This is a genomic window from Paenibacillus sp. FSL R7-0048 (genome assembly GCF_038004505.1).
GTDB lineage: Bacteria > Bacillota > Bacilli > Paenibacillales > Paenibacillaceae > Paenibacillus_AQ > Paenibacillus_AQ odorifer.
Map to the genome: position 1 here is coordinate 5514269 of NZ_JBBORF010000001.1, position 16213 is coordinate 5530481.

General features: G+C 45.4%; 13 protein-coding genes and 1 other RNA gene. 3 read left to right on the forward strand and 11 right to left on the reverse strand.

Features of this window, described 5'->3' with window-relative positions:
• Nucleotides 1-85: 85 nt before the first annotated feature.
• The 3 genes from typA to NSQ91_RS24520 all read right to left on the reverse strand — a co-directional run bounded on the left by typA (nt 86) and on the right by NSQ91_RS24520 (nt 3522).
• Nucleotides 86-1927 carry a translational GTPase TypA gene (gene typA, locus NSQ91_RS24510; protein WP_076129029.1) on the reverse strand — a complete coding sequence of 614 codons (1842 nt, stop codon included), beginning with the start codon at nt 1925-1927 and terminating at the stop codon, nt 86-88.
• A gap of 205 nt (nt 1928-2132) precedes the next feature.
• Nucleotides 2133-2642: a hypothetical protein gene (locus tag NSQ91_RS24515; protein ID WP_076129027.1), complete on the reverse strand. Its 510-nt coding sequence runs from the start codon at nt 2640-2642 to the stop codon at nt 2133-2135.
• 220 nt (nt 2643-2862) lie between these two features.
• On the reverse strand, nt 2863-3522 hold the full coding sequence (locus NSQ91_RS24520) for a TerC family protein (RefSeq protein WP_076136549.1): 660 nt from the start codon (nt 3520-3522) through the stop codon (nt 2863-2865).
• Nucleotides 3523-3693: 171 nt separating this feature from the next.
• Between NSQ91_RS24520 and NSQ91_RS24525 the strand changes: the two genes are divergently transcribed.
• Entirely contained in the window at nt 3694-4386 is a 693-nt protein-coding gene (locus NSQ91_RS24525) for a TerC family protein (protein ID WP_076217854.1), read from the forward strand.
• Between the two features lie 67 nt (nt 4387-4453).
• On the opposite strand, the gene thiI is transcribed toward NSQ91_RS24525, so the two are convergent.
• The 6 genes from thiI to NSQ91_RS24555 all read right to left on the reverse strand — a co-directional run bounded on the left by thiI (nt 4454) and on the right by NSQ91_RS24555 (nt 9177).
• On the reverse strand, nt 4454-5740 hold the full coding sequence (thiI, locus tag NSQ91_RS24530) for a tRNA uracil 4-sulfurtransferase ThiI (RefSeq protein WP_081382359.1): 1287 nt from the start codon (nt 5738-5740) through the stop codon (nt 4454-4456).
• A gap of 3 nt (nt 5741-5743) precedes the next feature.
• Nucleotides 5744-6895, reverse strand: coding sequence for a cysteine desulfurase family protein (locus tag NSQ91_RS24535; RefSeq protein ID WP_340920291.1), 1152 nt, complete (start codon nt 6893-6895; stop codon nt 5744-5746).
• An 82-nt stretch (nt 6896-6977) separates the two neighbouring features.
• Entirely contained in the window at nt 6978-7682 is a 705-nt protein-coding gene (locus tag NSQ91_RS24540; protein WP_038572880.1) for a lytic transglycosylase domain-containing protein, read from the reverse strand.
• 186 nt (nt 7683-7868) lie between these two features.
• The gene (locus tag NSQ91_RS24545) at nt 7869-8279 is read right to left on the reverse strand and encodes a hypothetical protein (RefSeq protein ID WP_038572882.1); all 411 of its coding nucleotides are present in this window, start codon (nt 8277-8279) and stop codon (nt 7869-7871) included.
• A 12-nt stretch (nt 8280-8291) separates the two neighbouring features.
• Nucleotides 8292-8480, reverse strand: a complete 189-nt coding sequence (locus tag NSQ91_RS24550) for a DUF1540 domain-containing protein (RefSeq protein ID WP_445670805.1) — start codon at nt 8478-8480, stop codon at nt 8292-8294.
• 199 nt (nt 8481-8679) lie between these two features.
• Nucleotides 8680-9177 (reverse strand): YpuI family protein, encoded by a 498-nt coding sequence (locus NSQ91_RS24555; RefSeq protein WP_036683764.1) that lies wholly within the window; start codon nt 9175-9177, stop codon nt 8680-8682.
• Nucleotides 9178-9493: 316 nt separating this feature from the next.
• Between NSQ91_RS24555 and NSQ91_RS24560 the strand changes: the two genes are divergently transcribed.
• Nucleotides 9494-11428: a S8 family peptidase gene (locus NSQ91_RS24560; protein ID WP_340920294.1), complete on the forward strand. Its 1935-nt coding sequence runs from the start codon at nt 9494-9496 to the stop codon at nt 11426-11428.
• Between the two features lie 5 nt (nt 11429-11433).
• On the opposite strand, the gene pdxR is transcribed toward NSQ91_RS24560, so the two are convergent.
• Complete coding sequence (pdxR, locus tag NSQ91_RS24565; protein ID WP_248549389.1) at nt 11434-12864, reverse strand: MocR-like pyridoxine biosynthesis transcription factor PdxR; 1431 nt, start codon at nt 12862-12864, stop codon at nt 11434-11436.
• Between the two features lie 93 nt (nt 12865-12957).
• Here pdxR and NSQ91_RS24570 point away from each other — a divergent pair, with 93 nt between their 5' ends.
• Nucleotides 12958-14178 carry an aminotransferase-like domain-containing protein gene (locus NSQ91_RS24570; RefSeq protein WP_340920297.1) on the forward strand — a complete coding sequence of 407 codons (1221 nt, stop codon included), beginning with the start codon at nt 12958-12960 and terminating at the stop codon, nt 14176-14178.
• A 1577-nt stretch (nt 14179-15755) separates the two neighbouring features.
• On the opposite strand, the gene rnpB is transcribed toward NSQ91_RS24570, so the two are convergent.
• An RNA gene (rnpB, locus tag NSQ91_RS24575) (RNase P RNA component class A) lies at nt 15756-16158 on the reverse strand.
• Nucleotides 16159-16213: the final 55 nt, after the last annotated feature.

Sequence of the window (16213 nt, forward strand, 5' to 3'; positions counted from 1 at the left end):
TCATCAGTAGGGGAATTTTTTGTTTCTTATATTAAAAAAAGCCGCCGGATGCAATAATCCGGCGGTCTTATTCATAAGCATGTGTTTACGCGTTGGCTTGTGCTGTTTTACGTTGTTTCTCTACACGTTCGCGTTCGCCTTTGTTCAGAATCTTTTTACGCAAACGAATGGATTTAGGTGTAATTTCACAATATTCATCATCGTTCAAATATTCAAGTGCGCCTTCCAAAGAGAAGGTGCGTGGTGTCTTCATTTTTACAGTATCATCTTTTCCTGAGGTACGCATGTTGGTAAGTGCTTTTTCCTTACAGATGTTAACGATAATATCGTTATCACGGGTATGCTCGCCTACGATCATACCTTCATAAATTTCTGTACCTGCATCCAAGAAGAGAATACCACGATCCTCAACACCCACGATTCCGTATTGAGTTGTTGATCCAGTCTCACTTGCTACAAGCACACCTTGATGACGTCCGCCAACTTGACCAGCAACCAGTGGAGCGTAGCTGTCAAAAGCATGGTTCATAACGCCGTAACCGCGTGTCAAAGTCAAGAAGTAAGTGTTGTAACCAATCAATCCACGTGCAGGAATCAGGAACTCCAGACGTACTTGACCCGTACCGTTGTTAATCATATTGACCATTTCGGCTTTACGAGTACCCAGACTCTCCATAACAGAGCCCATGCTCTCTTCTGGAATATCAATCATTAGACGCTCAAGCGGCTCCATTTTGACACCGTCGATTTCTTTAATGATTACTTGTGGTTTAGAAACTTGCATTTCATAACCTTCACGACGCATATTCTCGATCAGAATACCAAGGTGAAGCTCACCGCGTCCAGAAACGATAAATGCATCAGGACTATCAGTTTCTTCCACACGCAAACTCACGTCTGTTTCAAGTTCTTTAAATAGACGCTCACGTAGTTTACGGGAAGTTACCCATTTACCTTCTTTACCAGCAAAAGGACTGTTATTCACTAGGAATGTCATTTGCATGGTTGGTTCGTCAATCTTCAGAACCGGAAGTGCTTCAGGGTTTGCAGGATCAGCAATGGTCTCACCAATGTTGATGTCCTTGATCCCTGCAATAGCAACGATATCCCCTGCGCCCGCTTGCTCTGTTTCAATACGTTTCAAACCTTGGAAGCCGAACAATTTCTCGATACGTGCAGTTTTGCTCTTACCATCACGCATAATAACTGTTACAGATTGACCTTGTTTGATCACACCGCGGTTAACACGTCCAATCGCAATACGACCCAAGTATTCGTTATAATCCATCAACGTTACGAGGAATTGAAGCGGTTCTTCAACACTTTCGGTTGGAGCTGGAATATGTTCAACAATGGTTTCGTAGAGCGAAAGCATCGTTTCATCTTGTTTCTCAGGAACCATGCTTGATGTACCATTAAGAGCAGATGCATAAACAACAGGGAATTCCAATTGTTCGTCATTTGCTTCAAGTTCGATGAACAAATCGAGCACTTCATCAATAACTTCCTTAGGACGAGCAGCTGGACGGTCAATCTTGTTCACGACAACGATCGGTGTAAGTTTTTGTTCCAATGCTTTACGCAGAACGAATTTCGTTTGCGGCATGCAGCCTTCATAAGCATCAACAACCAGCAATACACCGTCAACCATTTTCATGATCCGTTCTACTTCGCCACCAAAGTCAGCATGTCCAGGTGTATCCACAATGTTGATCAAAAACTCTTTATAAGTAATTGCTGTATTTTTAGCTAGGATTGTAATTCCACGTTCCCGTTCGATATCATTAGAGTCCATAGCACGTTCTTGCAAGTGCTCATGGGCGCTGAAGATCCCCGATTGTTGAAGGAGCTGATCGACGAGTGTTGTTTTGCCATGGTCAACGTGGGCAATGATCGCAATGTTGCGAATATCTTTTCTTGAATGCATGATTTGTATCCAAATCCTCTCATTTATCAAATTAAAACTGTTAAAATTCATAGCATGTCACGGCAGTCTCACAAAAGAAGCGCCAGGCAGAAAGCCGACGCTTCAACATAACATTAATATTATAGTGAAAGTACCATGAAAAGCAAGTCTTTTTATGAAAAAACAGTTACCAATTTCCGTTTTTTTTCACAAGATCCTACAGCAATTAGCTTCGATACCATCTATTCCGGCCACGTGCTCTGCCTCGACCGGTAATCAGCCAAATTCCTACAGCTATTAATACAATCCCGATCAGGTATATCGCGCCGGTGCCCATAAGGCTGAAAATACAAAGCGCAAGGCTTAGTAAGCCTAATGTTACAGCAATTGCTGACAGACCACCCGTCCGTCTTGGTTCATAGATAGAGTATTCATACAAGCCCACGGCAAGACCAAGCAACAGCACAGGCCATAAGTTTCTCATAAGCCCCCATCCCCAAATATTGCAAAGACCAAACAACAAACCATACACCGTTAATATCCCGGCAGGAACCAATACCGAGGCCGAAGCACGACGGCTGAAAAATAACATGTGTAGTACTATTCCTGGAATTAAAATCACTAGAGGCCAAAGCGCGCGCCCCAAAAATCCGAAGACGCCCAGCTTACCTAATAAAATCACGATGCCAGCAGCAACAATAAAAATTCCTAGCTGTATATCTTTCTTTGAAGACATCCTTCACCCATCCCTTCAATTTCACGTCTACCTCATTTCCTCGTCACCTTATAGCCTGAAAGCGACAGGATTCTTACTCATATATTATCCGAAACATACACAAAATGCCATCACTCCCTGTGATTAATCAGTGTCTATAAGCGCTTCTGATCACGCAAAAAAAACGGACAATTCCAATTTATGGAGATGTCCGTTTAGTATTGCCTTTTATTGCAATTTATTAACCTGCAGATGTTTTTCTGCGTTTTATTGCTCCCGTAACGACAACTAATATTCCTAAGGCAATGGGCAAATAGGAATGTGAGGAAGGGAACAAAAAGGAGAGCATCGTCCCTAATTTTGCATCCTGAAGCAACATATCCCCTGCTGTAAACGCCAATATATAAGCACCGATAAATACGAGCACTGGAAACCGGTGCAGCCAGCCTACAATAATGCCGCTTCCCCACACTACTATCGGAATGCTAAGGGCAATCCCGATGACAATTAAAGCCAAATCTCCTTTAGCTACTCCTGCAATGGCTAGTACATTATCCAGGCTCATAATGAAGTCTGCTACAAGAATCGTCCGGATTGCTTTCCAGACTGAGGATGATTCCCTTACTCTGAGATCCTCCTCTTCCTCCAAAAGCAGCTTGAACGCTATCCATAGCAGCAGCATTCCCCCTCCAGCCTGAATATAAGGGATTTTTAATAGCAATACCGCAACAAAAGTAAGCAAACACCGCAGAACAACTGCGCCTGCTGAGCCCCACCATACTGCAGTCTTTCGGTGCTTCGCCGAAAGATCCTTGCTGGCCATTGCAATAACCATTGCATTATCTCCGCTCAGCACCAGATTAATCATCAATATTTCACCAAGGAGCAATAATGAATCCATTCGCACTTACCTCCCCGAGTCACATGTAACTACTTGTATGTTCGGAAATGACAAGCTATGCTTCCTGTCCAACTTTTTTTGAGCGTGAACGCATGTTGGCTCCTTTTTTTGCGTATACAAAACTAAGCATATTTTGAAGCTCAATCTAACAAACTTGGGAGTGACTTCGCTTTGAATACATCCATCTGGGAGTTTATATTATCGCTGCTCAACATTATTTTTCTAGATCTTATTTTGGCGGGAGATAATGCTATTGTGATCGGTCTTGCGGCGCGTAATTTACCGTCAGACACGCAAAAGAAGGCTATCGTATTTGGAACAGCAGGTGCTGTAGTGTTGCGGATCTTCGCAACGATTCTGGTCGTATGGCTGTTGAAAATCCCCTGGTTACTGCTTGCCGGAGGGATTTTACTCATTCTGATTGCCTATAAGCTGTTAACCAGTGAGAACACTTCAACAGATATCAAGGCAGGTCAAAGCTTGTGGTCCGCTGTAGGGACAATCATTTTAGCTGATGCTGCCATGGGCCTTGATAATGTGATCGCCATTGCCGGAGCTGCCAAGCATAATATCTCACTGGTTATCATAGGACTGCTGATCAGTGTTCCCATCGTTGTGTGGGGAAGTACCCTTTTTATTAAATTAATCAACAAATATCCATGGATCATTTATATTGGTTCTGCTGTCTTAGGTTTTACTGCTTCAAGTATGATTACGGATGAACATCAGCTTGCGCCATTTTTTAATCATCATCCGCTGCTCAAATATCTGTTTATAATCGTGATCATTATAGGTATCTTGGCAGCGGGACATTGGAAACGCCAATCAAAACCAGAAGAGCCTCAGGAGGGCACATTCGTCTAAACCACAAAAAAACTGCCTCAGAACGTAGATTTCACTACGCTTCAAGGCAGTTTTTTGGTTTATTACTTTAGAACCATTCTTCCTGTAAACCAGCCTCGACACTTACAACATCACTAGGCTTCTCATCTCCATAGGGAGTGATTAACACGGTCTCTGTGGCTTCAATCGCCGCTTCCAGAAGTTCAGAATATCCCGGAAGCGTAGCCTCTATCTTATCCACAATCCGTAAATTCGGATTTGTTGTAGGTGATTTTGGAACAAATAAAGTACAGCAATCCTCATAAGGAAGGATGGACAAATCATAGGTACCGATGTTCTTCGACAGGTCCACGATATCACTTTTGTCCATCATTACCAGCGGACGCAAAAGGGGGAGGGTTGTCGCACGGCCAATCACGTTCATGCTTGGCAAGGTCTGGCTAGCGACTTGTCCCAGACTATCCCCGGTCACAATCGCCAATGCACCTTCCCGCTCAGCAAGCTGGGTAGTAATTCTCAGCATTGCCCGCCGCATCAGTGTAATAATCAGATTATCCTGGCCGATGCCGGTAAAGGAAGTCTGCACTTCAGTAAAGGGTACCAGATGCAGCTTGATTACACCCGCATAACGTGACAATACCCGCGCAAGATCCACAACTTTTTGTCTAGCAAGCTCGCTTGTATAAGGATAACTGTAGAAGTGCACGCACTCCACTTCAAGTCCGCGCCGCATGGATGACCAGCCTGCTACGGGACTATCAATGCCACCGGACAGCAATAACATCGCTTTTCCGTTAGTGCCTAATGGAAATCCACCTACACCGGCAATATTTTCACAGAAAATATAAGTATGTCCCTGACGAATTTCGACCCTCAGCTCTAATTCAGGCGATTTAACGTCTACGGTGAGGCCAGGATATCCTTGCAATAGTGGTGTCGCGATCAGTTTATTCATCTCAATGGAGCCGTAAGGGAACTCTTTCCATACCCGCCGAGCATTAACCTTAAATCTGGTGCCCGGAGCAGGCGCGATTATCTCCAAAAATTGACGGCTGACCGCTACAATATCCTCAAGCTCTGACTTAGAAACCTTCACTGGACTAACTGAAGCAATGCCAAATACATTCTTCAGTGCTTGTACCAATTCAATCGCAGATTCCCCGTTCAATTCCACGTAAATTCTTCCGAATTCCTTGCTCAGAACTACGTTTGGATAAGGCTTAATCAATTCCTTCACATGACGCAGTACGGTTTTTTCAAATCGGGTACGATTTTTGCCCTTTAAAGTAAACTCTCCAAAACGCAGGAGCAGCATATCAGCGTATTCTATACTATGGGCTCTGCCTTCTGCAGATTCCTTGTTCATCATGCTCATTTGTTACTTCATTCCTCCTTCAGCAATCTTTAAAGCTTGTACCGCAGTGGTTAATGCTTGCTCAAGCGCAGCGACATCCTCATCTGTATGACTGTCGCCAAGGCTAATACGAATCCCACCTGAAGCACTGGAGACATCTTTACCCATAGACAATAATACACGACTAGGCTCAGCCAGTCGTGAGGAGCAGGCCGAACGGGTGGAGACAGCCATCCCCAGTTCCTCCAGCTTGCGGGCGAATACCTCTCCCTTCATGCCAGGGTAAGAGAAATGCACAATATGGGGAGCTCCATCCTCTCTGCTGTTTATAACAAATTCAGGAACGGTGCGCAAGAAGCGTAATAATCGATCTCGGAGTGGAACCAACTGGGCAACGAAGGTTTCGCGCTGCTCACCACTCATGCGGATAGCTTTGGAGGATGCGACAATCGCAGGTACATTTTCAGTTCCAGCGCGTTGTCCTTCTTCATGAAAGCCCCCTGTAAGCAATGGGAATAGCTTAATTCCCTCTTTGATATACAGTAATCCCACTCCACGTGGGCCTCGAAGCTTATGAGGAGACAGGCTATAAAGATCCACCTGCCAATCCTTTAAGTCAACTGCAAGCTTACCATATCCCTGAACACCATCTACATGAAATAAGGTTCGCGGATTCACAGCTTTAATCAGCTTCCCCATCTCTTTAAGCGGTTGTATCGTTCCAATCTCGTTATTGACATGCATCACACTAACAAGCACTGTGTCGCGCCGGACAGCAGCAGCTACGCGCTCAGGATCAACAACGCCAGTGCTATCGGGTGCTACAAAAGTAACCTCCCAGCCCATTCGCTGCAATTGCAGGAAACTCTCATATACAGAGGGATGCTCTATTTCTGTAGTTACCAAATGGCGGCCTCTAGTCTGATATTGCAGAGCAGCGCCTTTTATCGCCAAATTATTGCTTTCCGTTGCACCAGAAGTAAATAGAATCTCCTGCGGTTGTACAGATAAAGCAGCAGCGCATACTTCACGCGACCGTCTGATCAGCTTACCCGCTTCACTGCCCGCACGGTGCAAAGAGGAAGGGTTCGCATAATGCAGCTTCATAATTTGTTCCATCGTCTGCACCACTTCTACATAGGGCGGTGTAGCGGCGGCATAATCCCAGTAAAGCATATGTCAAATGTCTCCTTTACTTCGTTGAGTGAACTTATTATCGAAAAAGGATCAAACGGTGTTTCCCGTTTGATCCTTTTTATTATACCGCGTATTGAGCGCGAGCGCGTTCTATTTTAAAGATATAAGATTGTGTCTCTTTTGGAAGCAGGCTAAGTTTCTCCAATAATTCCTGATCATTGGTTACTCCCAGATCTGTTACCCGTCCCGGCCCTGCGTTGTAAGCTGCAAGTGCCATCTTTTCCTCTCCGCCAAAGCGTTTCAGTTGATAAGATAAATAACGTACGCCGCCATCAATGTTTTGCGCCGGATCGAACGAATCAGTAACCCCTAAGCCGCTCGCGGTCCCATCCATAAGCTGCATTAAACCTTTAGCCCCTGCCGAAGAGACCACATTAGGATTAAACGAAGATTCAGTATCAATCACTGCTTTGATCAGATCAATCGGCACGCCATATTTAGCACTCGCCTTCTGGATGAGATCATCATAGCTCGTAGGTGTGGAACCCGTTATTTCCCCGGAAATTATGTTATTGAAGGTTTCTGTTGTCCCACCTATCTGCTGCCATAACAAGCTGCTGACTGAAGTTGCATCCGGGAGAGAAGTCAAATAGCTTGAACTTTCACTACTCGTTGACATTGCCTGAAGCATTGTCGCAAATCCAGAAGCTGAAACTCCCGTTGACCGTTCATTTCCATTCGCGGAGCTAGTCTTTTCGGTTGTAGCCTTAAGGTTGATCCATTTAAGCTGCCCTAACCCGTCGGTTACAGCGGGATTGATCTGCATGCTGGCGCACTCCTTTTTTGTCCTACTCGAATCATATATAAGGTTTCGCGTTGAAATTTCGATGAATTACGGCTTAATCTTACATTTTATCTGAGATTATTGCTATATGTTGGAATGAAAAAACAGACTTCAGACCCTGATATTTAGGTCTAAAAGCCTGTTTAGATCAAAGCCATTCAGTTCTTTTTAGCGCGCAAAGGGAATCATCACGAAGTAACTTAGTGTCGCAACAATCCCTAAGCCCATTGCCCATGCCCCAAGCGTTTTTTGCTCTTTGACATAGGAATAATAACCAACTACGGCAGCGATGGGTCCGAGAATAAAAGACCAGATGAACAATGAGGCGATCCCCATCCCCAGTCCAACATACCCCATTACCCGGCTTCCACTATATTCCGCTTCACTGTCCTTGCGTTCTTCCACTATCCGCGGGGCATCCCGAACCTGCATTGGAACCGGATTTACCTCAGCAGCGTATTCTTCGCGATGCTCTCTGTCCCGCCGAGGATAGTCCACTCTCCGCGGACGAAGAATGACTTTTCTCGGACCGGATTGTTCCCGTGATGAGCTTGATTCATTATCCTTTTCTGTGTCCATTCTGGCGGCCTCCTAAGCGTTCGGCTTAAACGTCAGACAACATGTTGCAGATGATGTACTGGCATGATCGCGGTGACCTTCATTTGTCATTTCTTCAGCATATTCTTCCATATAACCATTGCCTACGTGCTTATCGATCTCGATGACAATTTCTTCAGCCCGGCATAAATTATGCTCGCCCCAATAATGACAATTGCTCACGCTACATTTTACTAGTGGTTTTTCACTCGACATAATTATCACCTCGGCTTCATTATGTCCGCTCCATTTACCCGCTATTCGACAGAGTGGTTTCCAGTTGATGTATCGAGACAGGGCTTTTAATCCACGCAAAAAAGGACCAGCTCATCGTCATTACAAAATGACAAAGTGCTGATCCCTTTAGATCACTATTTAGAAGTTAAACCTGATTTTGCATACGTTTCTCAGTCAAATAGTCGTTCTCATAATAAATGAGATCATCGCGAAGATCTTCATACGTTTTGGTGATTTCTAGGATGATATCACGTGCGGGACGTACTGGCTTTTTGCGGAAACGGATTGCATCCTGACCAGTATAAGCGTAACGGCCATCTTCAGAATAGCTTTCATTTTTCGGATAAAAGAAGTTGTTCACGCCATAGTGATATACATTATAAAGCGCTTTCTGTGCAAAAGATTCATCGAATGTCGCACGACGCAGCGCAACGCCTAATTTCTCATATGACATTTCCGAGAACACTAATAGGTGACGAAGATCGGACAGAAAACCTTGGTAAAATTGTACAGTTTCCTCATCTCCCTCAACTACAAGCTGAGGCAATGCATGCTCATTTAGAAATACTTCCATTTTGTCGATTACCACTTTAAGTTTATCTCTCGTCGATTCACATAATTTCTGCACATTGGCTGCTGACATAGCGGTTGCTCCTCCTTATTATTCCCTGCTCTTGTAGTCAATAAAGTTAATCCTCTGAAAGAAACCGCCCTAAAGACGTATCTCTTTATTCTTGCAATATCAGGATGTGAACACAGAGAAGTCTAACCTTCTAAACAATTATTAAGAACAACATCTAATGAGGTATCTCTTACAAAATCAAGAAGACAATTCGAGATACTTATTCTCTCTGATATTATCATAAAAAACGTTAGGAAGGTATCCTTTTCTAAGATGCATAAAAGATACGCTCTCTTCTAAACCTATAGACATTACATTGGATAGAGGAGCGGAAATCATGTCACGAAAAAATCTAACAGTTGCAGGTTTGGTTACAGCAGCTTTTACAGTTGGGTTACTTACCTTTGCCCTGCGCCCTGCCACTAATGGGACGACCAGAGATGTCGCAAAAGTCGCTGTTCAGAATCCGGCTCCAACTTCAGCTTTGCATTCACCTCCAAATCCCTCTCAGGAAAAAACATTAAAGAAAACCTCCTTAAGCCAGGATGTGGAGGCGACAGATCATCTGAATAGAGTCGATGTCAGTAGACACTTAACTAAACTCCTGTCTGAAACAGACGGGATGTCTTCGATTCATGATAAATCAGTGTATGCGAAACGATTGCAGCAAGACCACGGGTTTATCTCCATGCTGATGTGGATCGATTTCCGCACACAAAAGACTGAGACCTTTAAGTCGTCTTTTCCAAAAGGAACCGAACAGGAGAACAAACAGCTTCTAAAATATCTCAATACGGCAAAAACAGCAATCCACGGTCATCAATCCTATGAATCTCCAACGTTTACAATCGGTAAAGAAAAATATTACTTTATCGCTCAGCGGAACAAACAGAAAAATGTAGGGATTATTGCTCTTATTAACCAAAAGGTGCTTGGGCGTGTGGCAGACCATCAGCTGAAGAACCTGCGTCTCATTCCGTATCCTAAGGAAGGCAAATACCATGTGGAATCAGTCCATACCGATAACTTAAAGGACATTACAGTCAAGACCGGCCATGATAACGAAAATGCCAGCCATTTTTATGAGAATGAAATTGTAGTCCGTTTTAAGGGAAATGCTCCGACTCAGGGACAGCTCCAGACGATAACCGCCGATATCCACTGCAAGCAGCCACGCAAGCTGGGATATGCCTATATCTTTCGCTCTGAGAAGATGACCTATTATCAGCTGAAATCCTATTTCACCAACAAATGGCATCCCGAGTATACGGAACCTCACTATATGTATTTAACCAATGATACCATCACTAAAAACGCTGAAGGAACTGTCACGCCTAACGACATGTTATTCTCCACTTACCAATGGAACCTCCCGGCGATTGAAACTGAGCTAGGTTGGAATCTTTCCAAAGGCAGCAAAGAAGTGGTTGTAGCCGTAGTCGATACGGGAGTACAGATTAATCATCCTGATTTACAAGGTAAGCTTTTGACTGGTTACAATGCCATTACCAATGGTTCCACACCCGAGGATGATGTAGGTCACGGTACACATGTATCTGGAATCATTGGCGCACTTGTTAACAACGGGGAAGGTGTAGCTGGCATCAGCTGGTACAATAAGATCCTCCCTGTAAAAGCGCTAGATAACTCAGGTGCCGGAACGACTTATTCCGTAGCAGAAGGTATCATATGGGCAGCTGACAATGGCGCAAAGGTTATTAACTTAAGTTTAGGGAATTATGCCGACTCGCAGTTCCTCCATGATGCGATTAAATACGCCTATGACCGGGACATCGTGCTTGTGTCTGCAGCAGGCAATGATAATACAGAACGGCCTGGATACCCTGCAGCTTATCCCGAAGTGATTGCAGTGGCTGCTACAAATGCTTCAGGGGAAAAAGCCTCCTTCTCCAACTACGGCGATTATATTGATGTCGCTGCACCCGGAGAAAGCATCGCAAGCACCTATCCGGACAGCCAGTATGCCGCTTTATCCGGCACGTCGATGGCCAGTCCCCATGTCGCTGCGCTGGCGGGTCTGGTACGTTCACTGAATCCTAATCTGACGAATAAGGAAGTTATGGACCTTATGACCAAAAACGCTGTTGATCTGGGAACTTCCGGCCATGATAAATACTTTGGCTGGGGTCAGGTCGATATTTATAAAACGCTACAAGCGGCAAGCGGCAATCAAGTTCCATTGCAGCTTTTTCCGCAACATGTACGCCAGCAAATGAATCAATTAAAACAAAGAACAAATAACACCCCATAACCGTGTCATTGCAAAAACCGGCCAAGTAAGCGCAGAAACCGCTGTAACCCTTCCTCCATTTCCGATTCCTTCATTTGCGAATAGCAAAGACGGATGTGGCGGGAAGGCGTTTCCGCAGAGTAACAGACATCACCGGGTAAAAAAGAAATGCTCTCCTGCTCCGCCAAGTCATGCAGGCTTGCGATATCAGGAGAAGGGGGCAGCTCCAGCCAGAGATTAAGTCCTCCCTCTGGTAGAATATAGTTCACTCCAGGCGGCGCGTACAGCTTCAGAAGCTTCGCCGCCTTTTCCATACGACCACGGAGTGTTATTCGTAGCTGTGCTGCGTAGGCGTCGTATTTTTCAGCGATGAAGGGTAATACGGCCTTCTGTGTCAGCAAGGGACTTCCTAGATCACTCGCAGATTTAGCGGCGATCAGCCGGGACAGAATATTTCCTTCTGCAGCCACACAGGCGATTCGGCAACCAGGTGCAAGTACTTTGCTAAAGCTTTTCATATAGACTACATGTCCATCGGGATCCATTGATTTAATCGCCCTAGGTGGTGGTGCATGGAAATATAAATCACTAAATGGGTCATCCTCAACAATGAGGCAACGGTAGCTGCGCGCTAATTCCAGCAGTCGTTGTCTTCTTGTGATGCTCATAGTTACGCCGCTTGGATTTTGAAAAGTAGGGATGGTATAAATTAGCTTTGGAGGTCTTTGATCACACATTTTTGTAAGAACATCCACTCGCATCCCTTCACTATCCGTAGGCACAAAAATCATCTCTGCACCTCGTCCCGCAAAAACATCAATAGCACCAGTATAGCTAGGCGCCTCAAGATAGACTGTATCTCCAGGACCAACAAATGTACGAGCCACCAGATCAATGCCTTGCTGGGTCCCGCTGGTTATCATCAAATCGGAAGAAGTTAGCGAAATCCCACGCGATTTCAAATGTTCTCTCATGACATTCCGCAGCTCAAGATCTCCCTGAAAATTCCCGTAGGTTGCCATAAGCTCCGGTTGCTCTTTGACCAAGGATGCGTAGGTGTCACCAATATCTTGAAGTGGCAGCAGCTCACTGTGGATGGCGGCTAAATGAAAGGGATATTTCACTTCTGAAACATCAAAATTCCGCCAAAGCTGAGCCCTCGGCAAATAATCATCATATAAATCCTGCCAGCAACCCTCTTCTTGACGTCTATTATGGGTTGGATCGGCCACAAAGCAGCCTTTGCCCTGTCTGCAGTATATAAGTCCTCGTTTCTCAAGCATATCGTAAGCCTTGCTTACTGTAACCTGACTCACGTTCAATGTTATAGCTAGACTTCTAACGGAGGGCAGCCGGACACCTTGCTGAAGCAGTCCTGATGAGATCCGCTGACTGAGGGTTTCACTGATTTGATGGGGCAGAGTTTTACTGCCGCTGCGATTCAAATCGATATGCATGAACCCTTCACCTCCACTGTTATATTCAACGCTTTACTGTTATACAGCACTCCTATTATGATAGCATCAAATCGAAAGGTGGAGAACTAATTTATGGATATCAAATACTCAACGGCAGCCAATCATCTCGGGTCATCAGCAGTTCGGGAGATTCTAAAAGTTACACAGGGCAATGACATCATTTCACTTGCAGGCGGGCTGCCTGGGGAGGATTTGTTTCCCTTGGAGGCCGTACGTGATGCCTATAATCGCGTGCTCTCCAGCGACACCTCAGCGCTTCAATATGGGCTTACCGAGGGTTTTACTCCACTACGTGACAAAATTGCTGAAAGGCTTACCCGGCAAGGCATCCCGGTTACAGCCTCTGAGATGGTATTGACTACAGGCTCACAGCAAGCTATAGATCTGTTATGCAAAATATTGCTGGATCCCGGCGATGCAGTTTTTGTGGAAGCGCCCACCTATCTGGCAGCACTACAAGTGCTCGGTTCTTACCGGGCTGCTATTCATTCGATACCAAATGATGAACATGGCATTCTGCCGGATCAGTTGGAAGAGCAGATTCGGATACATCGGCCAAAACTGCTATACGCAGTTCCGACCTTCAACAATCCGTCTGGAGCAACATGGAGTAAAGAACGCCGCGAGAAGGTGGTTGAAATCTGCCGCCGTTACGGTGTTCTTATTCTAGAGGACAATCCCTATGGAGAAATAACCTTTGATGAAGATAAAACTCTATATCCACCCTCATTAGCCTCCATCGATAGAAGCTTCGGCGGGGATCATTGTGTAATCTACACAGGGACCTTCTCCAAAATCGTCGCCCCTGCCCTGCGCACCGGCTGGATTATCGGCGATTCCGAACTAATCAAGACCATCGCCAAGGCAAAGCAAGCAGCCGATCTGCATTCCAGCACCATCGACCAGCGTGCTTTAGATGAACTGCTGTTGCATTTTGATATTGAGCAGCATATCCGCCTCATCTCAAGAGAGTATCATTCGCGTATGAAGCTCCTGTCCGCGGAACTCAGATCACATAACTGGAAAGGAGCACATTTCCTCGAGCCAAGAGGCGGCATGTTCCTATGGCTTACCCTTTCCGAAGAGATCAATACTAAGGAATTACTCCCGCTGGCAGTGGAAAACGGAGTAGCGTTCGTACCCGGAGAGGTATTCTATTCAGCGGAGCCTCACAAAAACAAAATGCGCCTTAACTTCACACACACGCCACCAGAGCAAGTTCCTGTTGCTGTCCAGCGTCTAGAGAAAGCATTGGTACAATGGCAGCAAAATCAAAACATCGTTCGGTCGTAAACAACTGCTCGTAATCAATACCTACGATGGCAAAATAAAACGGCTTCTCCATCCTTTATTGGACGGGGAAGCCGTTTTTTGTGAGCAGATTTCTGAGCTTTCACTTTTGCGCATTTGCAGAATGTGACCTTTACGCATTTCTGCACATCTCATTTTTGTATTTTTACTTTTAGTGTTTTTGCACATCACATTTCGCAATACCACATTGAGCGTTTCTGCTCAGCTCATTTCGTATCTTCACATTTCACATTCAGCAATTTTTGCTCTTCACATTTCGAATTGCCATTATTCAGCGCCTCTGTACAGCTTATTTCGTATTTCCACATTTAGCGTCCCTGCACATCTCATTTCGTATTTCCACATTCGCATTTCTACACATCTCATTTCGCATTCAGCAAATTTGCACGTCATATATCCCATTTCCCACATTTCGCTTTCCGCATCACCAAACATCCTCTAGTTACTCAACACATCTACCACTCAATTAACTCCGATTTCACAGGAAGTTACAGCCAGAGGTTACAATTGATATTTCGCTACTAACTCCAATCTTCCCGCAGAAGATTAGCCAAGCTCCGCATTGTTACAGTTTGCTAGCTACTAATCTATTTCTGGCGTCAAAGTAACCATAGCGTTCGGAATTTCGGGAGTTCTGAATTCTGGAGTTCTGAGTTCTGGAGTTCTGGAGTTCTGGAGTTCTGGAGTTCTGGAGTTCTGGAGGTTTGTATCGGACCCCAGCGCTCTTATTTGCATCAATTCCGCTCATTTGGTTTGCTATCGGACCCCATAGTCACTATTCGATCCAAAACGCCCGATATCCACCCTATTTATGCCGAATAACGGCTCTCCAGTCCGAAACTCCTCCAAAAAGGCATAAAATACACAAATAGCTGCATCTCGGTCCGTTAGCATATCAGCTCATCAAACCATCAACCATCAACCATCAACCATCAACCATCATCCATCATCCATCAGCTATCAGCTATCAGCTATCAGCTATCAACTCATCAAGCACCAGCCATCTATTCATCAACCACCAGCCATCTGCTCATCAACCACCAGCCATCTGCTCATCAACCACCAGCCATCTGCTCATCAACCACCAGCCATCTGCTCATCAACCACCAGCCATCTGCTCATCAACCACCAGCCATCTGCTCATCAACCACCAGCCATCTGCTCATCAACCACCAGCCATCTGCTCATCAACCACCAGCCATCTGCTCATCAACCACCAGCCATCTGCTCATCAACCACCAGCCATCTGCTCATCAACCACCAGCCATCTGCTCATCAACCACCAGCCATCTGCTCATCAACCACCAGCCATCTGCTCATCAACCACCAGCCATCTGCTCATCAACCACCAGCCATCTGCTCATCAGCCCATCAGCCGCTAGCAATTCTTCTAAAAAGTCTAATTTCTGCATATCACGTTCCAAATCCCTGCATGTTATCGCATTCACCGCTTTATATATTTGCCGTATCCGCATTTGTTTGCAACAAAAAAGGCGGCGTAAGCCGGGTTACCGGGATACGTCGCCGTTTGTATGGTGTTGTTATTATAACGTTGCAGTTAGGAAAGTTTGCCGTAAGCCGGGTTCTGTGCTCGTCGTGGTTCGATCGGGAACTACCCTCCCACCATAAGCGACAATCATCTATCTAGGCCATACATTACTGCACAGCTCCAGCGACCAACCTAGACGCGCCTCAGGCTAAGGCTGCTTATTCAGCTGCGTCTCATTAGGTCTTGCTCCAGATGGGGTTTACCAGGAACGAAGTCACCAGCGTTCCTCGGGGTCTCTTACACCTCGGTTCCATCCTTGCCTGTGCCGCCCTAAGGCGGCCATCGGCGGTCCATTTCTGTGGCACTATCCTTCAGCTCGCGCCGACTGGACGTTATCCAGCATCCTGCCTTATGGAGCCCGGACTTTCCTCCCGTGACGTCTTCACGTCACCGGCGATTGTCTGTCAAACTTTCCGAACAACATTATATATTATACAGACATCACATGTCTGGCACAAGCATTATTAA